The organism is Protofrankia sp. CiP1_Cm_nod2 (genome assembly GCF_920664355.1).
In the GTDB taxonomy this organism is placed as follows: Bacteria; Actinomycetota; Actinomycetes; order Frankiales; family Frankiaceae; genus Protofrankia.
In genome coordinates, this window is sequence record NZ_CAKKTL010000056.1 from 20389 (window position 1) to 27521 (window position 7133).

Annotated in this window: 9 protein-coding genes; 4 read left to right on the forward strand and 5 right to left on the reverse strand. The window is 72.3% G+C overall.

Translation table 11 applies throughout. The annotated features are described in order from the left end of the window. Window positions 1–110: 110 nt before the first annotated feature. From NBW84_RS08685 to NBW84_RS08695, 3 genes are all read left to right on the forward strand, one after another. A complete protein-coding gene (locus NBW84_RS08685) occupies window positions 111–704 on the forward strand; it encodes a hypothetical protein (protein WP_250283440.1) in 594 nt (197 codons plus the stop codon). A gap of 65 nt (window positions 705–769) precedes the next feature. Next, window positions 770–1555, forward strand: coding sequence for an ImmA/IrrE family metallo-endopeptidase (locus NBW84_RS08690; protein WP_250283443.1), 786 nt, complete (start codon window positions 770–772; stop codon window positions 1553–1555). Window positions 1556–1561: 6 nt separating this feature from the next. Further along, a complete protein-coding gene (locus NBW84_RS08695) occupies window positions 1562–2173 on the forward strand; it encodes an AAA family ATPase (RefSeq protein ID WP_250283444.1) in 612 nt (203 codons plus the stop codon). Here NBW84_RS08695 and NBW84_RS08700 read toward each other — a convergent pair. The 4 genes from NBW84_RS08700 to NBW84_RS08715 all read right to left on the reverse strand — a co-directional run bounded on the left by NBW84_RS08700 (window position 2080) and on the right by NBW84_RS08715 (window position 5301). Further along, the gene (locus NBW84_RS08700; RefSeq protein WP_250283446.1) at window positions 2080–2736 is read right to left on the reverse strand and encodes a TIGR03085 family metal-binding protein; all 657 of its coding nucleotides are present in this window, start codon (window positions 2734–2736) and stop codon (window positions 2080–2082) included. The two genes, NBW84_RS08695 and NBW84_RS08700, sit on opposite strands and share 94 nt — an antisense overlap. A 106-nt stretch (window positions 2737–2842) precedes the next feature. Beyond that, window positions 2843–3544 (reverse strand): VIT1/CCC1 transporter family protein, encoded by a 702-nt coding sequence (locus tag NBW84_RS08705; protein ID WP_250283447.1) that lies wholly within the window; start codon window positions 3542–3544, stop codon window positions 2843–2845. Window positions 3545–3592: 48 nt separating this feature from the next. Continuing rightward, window positions 3593–4063: a VOC family protein gene (locus NBW84_RS08710; RefSeq protein WP_250283449.1), complete on the reverse strand. Its 471-nt coding sequence runs from the start codon at window positions 4061–4063 to the stop codon at window positions 3593–3595. Between the two features lie 128 nt (window positions 4064–4191). After that, window positions 4192–5301 (reverse strand): amidohydrolase family protein, encoded by a 1110-nt coding sequence (locus NBW84_RS08715; RefSeq protein ID WP_250283457.1) that lies wholly within the window; start codon window positions 5299–5301, stop codon window positions 4192–4194. A gap of 104 nt (window positions 5302–5405) precedes the next feature. On the opposite strand from NBW84_RS08715, the gene NBW84_RS08720 reads away from it, so the two are divergent. Further along, a complete protein-coding gene (locus NBW84_RS08720; protein WP_250283451.1) occupies window positions 5406–6194 on the forward strand; it encodes a sulfite exporter TauE/SafE family protein in 789 nt (262 codons plus the stop codon). Window positions 6195–6218: 24 nt separating this feature from the next. On the opposite strand, the gene NBW84_RS08725 is transcribed toward NBW84_RS08720, so the two are convergent. Next, window positions 6219–6998 (reverse strand): SDR family oxidoreductase, encoded by a 780-nt coding sequence (locus NBW84_RS08725; RefSeq protein ID WP_250283453.1) that lies wholly within the window; start codon window positions 6996–6998, stop codon window positions 6219–6221. Between the last annotated feature and the right edge of the window lie 135 nt (window positions 6999–7133).

The following is a 7133-nucleotide window of genomic DNA, read 5'->3' on the forward strand; positions in this document are numbered from 1 at the left end:
TGCCGGCTTCACCGTGTACGGCTGGCGGACGGACGACCAGGCCGGAGAAACGCCGGCCCAGATACAGGGAACCGATTGCGACAGTGCGAGAAGCACGGAAGAGGAAAGCTGTGACGACGTGGTACACGGCTGATCTCCACTTCGGCCACACGAACATTCTGACCTATGCCTCCCGCCCCTGGCCCGACGTCGAGACGATGAACGCCGGCCTGGTGCGGCGGTGGAATGCCGTCGTGGCACCCGAGGACACGGTGTGGGTGCTCGGGGACGTCTCCCTGACGCCGACGAAACTCGGCCCGGTCGCCGGGCTGAACGGCCACAAGATTCTCGTCGCGGGAAATCACGATGCCTGCTGGTCCGGGCACCGCCGGCACACCGGCCAGGTCCGGCGTTACATCGACGCGGGTTTCACCCACGTCCACGCGGACGGAGTCGTGCGGGACCACCGCATTGGTGATCATATTGTCACGCTGGCGCACTTCCCGTACCACGGCGACCACACGGAGCGGGACCGCTACGCCGACCGCCGCCCCGAGGACGACGGCCGCCCGCTGCTGTGCGGGCACGTGCACGACGCCTGGCAGATCCACGACCGGCAGATCAACGTAGGCGTGGACGTCTGGGACTGGACCCCCGTCCCGGCGGAGAACATCGCGAAACTACTCGATCATCTTGATGCCACGGCCCAGCCCGCCCTCCGGTAGCGGCTCCCCCACTCGTGTTCCGCGGGGCACGAGTGTTCCGCGGAACACGAGCTGTTCCGCGGGCCGTGGGTCGGGGCAGGAAGCCGACCAGCCGGGCAGGCGGAGGCATCCAGGCGGAACGCTGTGCCTCACAGGTACGCCAGCTTCTCGGTCTTGACGGCGCCGAGCCCTTCCTGGACATATCCGCGCGCGTAGGCCGGCTCGGTCTGCTGGCCTTCTCCTTCGATCTGGGGCCGGACGCCGCGGACGCCGCGTCGATCCTGCTGGCCCGCGGTGGCATCGCCATCGTCAACGGTCACCTCCGGGTAGGGCGGCGGCGGCTGGCTCTCGCGCACGCACTGGGCCACTATCTGTTCGCCGACGAATACACGGTCGACTGGCGCATCGCCGAGCAGGACGACGACAACGCATGGGAAACCCGGCTCGACCGGTTCGCCCGAGCCGTCCTGCTGCCCGCGGCCGGGCTGCACCGCACCTGGGCCGAACTGCGGGAGCGCGGCGATGACCTTCGCACCGCCGTGGTCAGGGCCGCAAGCGCCTTCCGCGTCGACATGTCCACTTTGGCGCGCCGCCTGTGGGAACTCGGGCAGGTGGATCAGAACGAGGCCCATCGGATCCGTTCCGTGCGCACGACCAGGACCGATATCGTCGAGTTCGACCTGCTCGTCCACGAGGAGCTGGCCGCACCCTCACTCGCCAGGCAGTACGAGGAATCGGTACTGAGGCTGTACCGCGGCGAGACGGTCTCCCTGGCCCGGGCAATCGACCTTCTCTTCGAAACCTGGGACGAAGAGGAGCTGCCCACGCTGCCGCCGCTTCCGGAGAGCGCCATCTGGAAGTTCGTGTCGTAACCAGGCGTGGTCAGCGGGCGGCGGCGCCAGGGGAAGACCTTCCTGCTGGAGGCTCTTGCCCGCCAGACACCGGGCCTGTACTTCGGGGCCACCCGGGCGACGCAGGCGGAGTCGCTGCGCCTCTTCGCCGAGGCTCTGGCCGAGCACACACGTACGCCGGTGCCCCAGCGGTTCGCCAACTGGGACGAAGCGATCGTCCACCTGTTCTCGGTGGCCGGCGGCCGGCCCGGACCAGTTGTGATCGACGAATTCCCGTATCTGAGCACAGTGTCCCCCGAACTCCCGTCGATTCTTCAGCGGGAGATCGACCGGGCGGTCTCCGGTGGCAACAGCATCGCGCTCCTGTTGTGCGGCTCGGCCATGTCGGTGATGGGAAAGATGCTCGCCTGCAACGCCCCGCTGTGCGGGAGAGCCGGTCTCGAACTGGTGGTACGCCCGTTCGACTATCCGCTGGCCACGCGTTTCTGGAACATCGACGATCCGGCCCTGGCCGTTCAAGGATCTCTACGCGGACGGGGACTGACTTACAGGCCGGAGGGGGCGGCCCGGAAGTCGGCGATGGCCGTGTCGTCGCCGCGGATGTCCACGAGGGCCTGCTCCCGGCGGTTGAAGGCGTAGAGCAGCAGTTCGGGGGCCGCGCCGGCAAGCACGACCTGCCGGCCGCCGGAGCGCAGCACCTGCCGTCCCTCCCCGTCGGTACGCTCCGCCACGACGCCGACCGGGGACTTGCGGACGCCGAGCTTGCCGACCATCTTCAGCGCCTTCCACAGTTTGTCCCGCTCGGCGACGTCGAGATCCCGCGGCTTCCAGTCCGGCTGCGCCCGCCGGACGTCCTCGTGGTGGACGAAGTACTCGACATGGTTGATCATCTCGTCCACCAGCGCGACGTGGGCCGGGTGCCATACCGGCGCGCCCTTGCGGACCAGCGCGACAAGATCCTCATAGGAGTGCGACTCCCTGGTGGCCCGTTCGACGCGCTCGGTGATCTTGTGCAGTTGCGGTATCGCGAGCCCGGGCAGCGTCTGCGGCTTGCGGTCCCGGGCGACCAGGTGGGCGGCCAGGTCGCGAGTGGTCCAACCGGTGCACAGCGTCGGCTGGTCGGGACCGAGCTCCAGCAGGAGGTCACTGAGCTCCCGCCGTTCCTCCTGCGCATACCGTCCCTGCCGGGTCTGTCCTGCCATAACCAGCACTTTAGCCGGCAGCGCTCCTGTCGTGCATCAGCGCGACCACACCAGGTGATCGTCGCGGACGGAACAGGCGCCGCCACCGGGCCCAGCCGCCATGGGCTCAGCCGATGGTGGTGCCGACGAGGGCGCCCACCGCGGCCGTCACGGCCATGGCGGCCGATCCGCCGAGAACGACGCGGACCGCCGCCCGCGCCCGCCTCGCGCCGCCGAGCGCGGCGCCGGTGACGCCGAGCAGCGCCAGCCCCACCTCGGTGATCACAACCAGTAACACGGCCCTGGCCGTGCCGGAGCTGGCGAGCAGTGCCACCAGCGGGAGCGCCGCGCCCACGGCGAAGCTCAGCGCCGAAGCCCCGGCGGCCTGCGCCGGGCGGGCGGCGCTCTGCGGCGACTGGCCGAGCTCGTCACGGGCGTGCGCGGCGAGGGGGTCGGTGCGGCTGAGCTCCACGGCCACCTCCCGCGCGAGCCGGGGGCTCAGCCCGCGCTGGACGTAGATACCGGCCAGCTCCTCCAGCTCCGCGTCGGGGTCGGTCGCGAGCTCCGCGGCCTCGGTGGCCAGGTCCTCGCGTTCGGCGTCCTTCTGGGAGCTCACCGAGACGAACTCCCCGGCGGCCATCGACGCCGCCCCGGCGACCAGCCCGGCAAGGCCCGCGGTCAGCACGGCCGTCCGGGACGCCGACGAGGCGGCCACCCCGAGCATCAGGCTCGCCGTCGACACCAGCCCGTCGTTCGCGCCGAGCACCGCGGCGCGCAGCCAGCCCAGCCGCCCACCGTAATGCCTCTCCTTGTGCCCGGGTCTCGCCACAAGTCCCGGACGCTACCGGCTCCGGCTGCCTGGCGGCCGGCTGGTGGCTTATCTGACACCGTTGCTGTGGGCGCGCGCGGCGGGGCCCCACAGCTCGCGGATGGTCTGGAACACCTTCTGGTTGTGGCTGAACTCGATCACGTTCCCGTCCGGGTCGGTCACCGCGCAGACGTAGCCGACCGGGTCGGGCAGGTCCTGCGGCTCCCAGTGCAGGCAGCCCGCGGCTCTCGCCCGGTCGGCGATCGCGTCTATCTCGGCGCGTTGCGTCACCTCGATCCCGATGTGCGCGAACGGGGTCATCGTCGGCTGCCGGTGCCCACGCTCGGCGTTGAACTCGGCCAGGACCAGCACGAACGGGTCCTGCCACTGCCGGTCGTTGGACAGCCACGCGCTGCGGCCGGCGACGTCCTGACGGGTCGCGACCACCACGAGCGGAGTCATCCTCGTATAGAAGTCGATCGAGGCGTCGATATCGCTGGACGGGAGGGCCACGTGCGTCCACCGGGGGCGTGTGAACATCGGAGAACTCCTTCGACGTGGTTGCGCCGGGCTTCTTCTTCCCGATGTTGTGCCCGAGAACACGGCTTTGCCCACGTCGGGAACCCGACCTCGGAAACGTACTTCCACCGGCTGCCCGGACGCCTGCGTCATGCGCCCCTGCCCGCCACCACCCGGCCACGCACGACGACCAGCAACGGCTCGGCGAGCGTCCGGACGTCCACCCGCGGGTCCTCCGAACAGACGACGAGATCCGCCGGCGCCCCCTCGGCCAGCCCGGCGAAACCGAGCCAGGCGCGCGCGGCCCAGGTCGCCGCCGACAGGGCCGCCACCGGGGGCAGCCCGGCCCGGACCAGCTCGGCGACCTCGTCCGCGACAAGGCCGTGCGGCAGCGACCCGCCGGCATCCGTGCCGACATAGATCGGGATGCCCGCCTCGTACGCCTGGCGGACGGTGTCGTAGCGGCGGGCGTGCAACGCCCGCATGTGCGCGCTGTAGGCGGGGAACTTCTCCGCCGCCCCGGCGGCGATGCCCTCGAAGGTGGCGATGTTGACCAGGGTCGGCACGATGGCGACGCCGCGCTCGACGAAGAGGGGGATCGTCTCGGCGGTCAGCCCGCTCGCGTGCTCGACGCAGTCGATCCCGGCCTCGACCAGGTCGGCGAGGGAGTCCTCGGCGAAGCAGTGCGCGGTGACCCGGGCGCCGGCGGCATGGGCCGCCGCGATCGCGGCCTCGGCCGCCTGACGCGGCCAGCAGGCGGCGAGATCCCCGGTGCCCCGGTCGATCCAGTCACCGACGATCTTCACCCAGCCGTCGCCCCGGCGGGCCTGCTCGGTGACGGTGGCGGCCAGCTCCGCCGGCTCGATCTCCACGGCGTAGTTACGGATGTACCGTTTCGTCCGGGCGATGTGGCGGCCGGCCCGGACCAGCCGGGGCAGGTCCTCGCGGTCGTCCACCCAGCGGGTGTCCGCGGGCGAGCCCGCGTCCCGGATCAGCAGCGTGCCCGCGTCCCGGTCGGTGCGGATCTGCCGCTCGGCGGTGTCCCGGTCGACCGCGCCGTGGGCGTCCAGCCCCACATGGCAGTGCGCGTCCACCAGGCCGGGCAGCACCCAGCCCGGCACCGTGCGCGCGCCGGCGGCGCGGGCGCCGGTCGGGGCCGTGAACGTGATCCTGCCGTCCACGGCCCACAGCCCGTCCCGGACCTCCTCGGGGCCGACCAGCACCGGGCCTGTGATCCTCAACGTCTCGGAAGCAGCCACCCCACCTGTGTAGCCGAAGAGCACCCGTCCGGACGAGAAGAGCACATGTCCGGACGAGGAGAACGGCGGCCTGCCGCGGGTATGGCCGTGAGAGCGTGCGTGTCATGGGAGTCCTGGACACCGTGGGCGTCGCGGCCGCCGGCCTGCTGGCCGGAGCGGTGAACGCGGTGGCCGGCGGCGGGACCCTGATCGCATTCCCGGCGCTGCTCGCCACCGGGATGCCCGCGCTCACCGCGAACGTCACCTGCTCGGTCGGGCTGGTCACCGGATACGCCGGGGGCGCGTTCGGCTACCGCCGGGAGCTGACCGGGCAGGCCGCCCGGCTGCGGGCGCTGGCCGGCCCGGCGCTGCTCGGCGGGCTGGCCGGGGCGGTCGTGCTGCTGGCCGCCCCGGCGGGCTCCTTCCGGGTGGTCGTTCCCTACCTGGTGCTGGTGGCCTGCCTGCTGCTCGCCGGCCAGCCGCGACTGGCCGCCATCGTGGCCCGGCGACGGGCCAGCGGGCAGGCAGTGGCCCGGCGACGGGGTGGTTGTGGGGTGGCTGTGACCTGGCCGACCCGGGCCGGGGTGTTCGTGGCCGGGGCCTACGGCTGCTATTTCGGCGCGGGCCTCGGCGTGCTGCTGCTCGGCGTCCTGGGCATCCTCATGCCGGACGGCCTCCAGCGCACGAACGCGTCCAAGACCCTGCTGTCGTTCGGTGTCAACGCGGTGGGCATCGCCGTGTTCGTGGTGAGCGCGCGGGTCGCCTGGGGGTTCGCCGCCGTCCTGCTGCTGGCCTCCGGCGTCGGCGGGGTGCTCGGCGCGCGGGCCGCCCGGCTGCTGCCGGCCGCCGCGCTGCGCGCGACCGTGACCGTCCTCGGGGTGGTCGTCGCCGCCGTCCTCATCGCCACCGGCTGACAGCGCCGCCGGCCGGCGGGGTGGTCACACCACCGGGGACAGGCCGCCGTCGACGTTGAGCGCGGTCCCGGTCACGTAGGAGCTGCGCGGCGAGAGCAGGAAGGTCACGACGTCGGCGAACTCCGTAGCCCGGCCGACGCGGCCCAGCGGTATCCGCGCGTCACGCGCCATCCGTTCGTACAACGCCCGGACGGGGGTGCCGGTGGTGGCGGCCCGCCGTTCCCACTGGCCGCTTTCGACCAGGCCGACCAGCACCGCGTTGACCCGGATCCCGTGCGGGCCCCACTCGCCGGCGAGCGCCTTGGTCAGCGCCAGCCCGGCGGCCCGGGACACCGAGGACGGCAGCGACGCCGCCGGCGGTGCCTTCGCCGCCGTCGCGAGCACGTTGACCACCGCCGCGGCGTCCGAGGCGCGCAGATGGTCGAGCGCCAGCCGGGACAGCCGGATCGCCGCGAACAGCTTCAGCTCCAGGTCGTCCTGCCACTGCTGGTCGGTGACGGCGGCCAGTTCCCCGCCCGCGGACCGGCCGGCGTTGTTGACGATCGCGTCCACCCGGCCCCACCGGCTGTGGGCCGCGGTGACGAAACGGTCCAGCGCGTCGACGTCGGTGACGTCCGCCGGTACGGCAAGGACGTCCCCGCCGGCGGCGCGCAGCTCGTCCGCGGTGAGCTTCAGGCGGGCCTCGTCACGGGCGCAGATCGCCACCCGCGCCCGCTCGGCGACGAGGGCACGCGCGACGGCCGCCCCCAGCCCGTCGGAGCCCCCGGTGACGAGGACGACCCGCCCGGCGAGCTGCAGATCCATGTGACCTCCGGGATCAGGCGCGCTGGCCGGGTATGAGATGACTCGTGGCGCCGCTCTCACTCTACGACGTCCTCGGTGTGCCGCCGGCAGCCTCCCAGGCCCAGATCGTGGCCGCCTACCGGCGGGCGGCTCGGC

Coding starts and splice junctions, on each gene's coding strand:
- NBW84_RS08720 (WP_250283451.1), top strand. CDS start 5,406: ATGGGAGTCCTGGACACCGTGGGCGTCGCGGCCGCCGGCCTGCTGGCC.
- NBW84_RS08710 (WP_250283449.1), bottom strand. CDS start 4,063: ATGTTCACACGCCCCCGGTGGACGCACGTGGCCCTCCCGTCCAGCGAT.
- NBW84_RS08725 (WP_250283453.1), bottom strand. CDS start 6,998: ATGGATCTGCAGCTCGCCGGGCGGGTCGTCCTCGTCACCGGGGGCTCC.
- NBW84_RS08700 (WP_250283446.1), bottom strand. CDS start 2,736: ATGGCAGGACAGACCCGGCAGGGACGGTATGCGCAGGAGGAACGGCGG.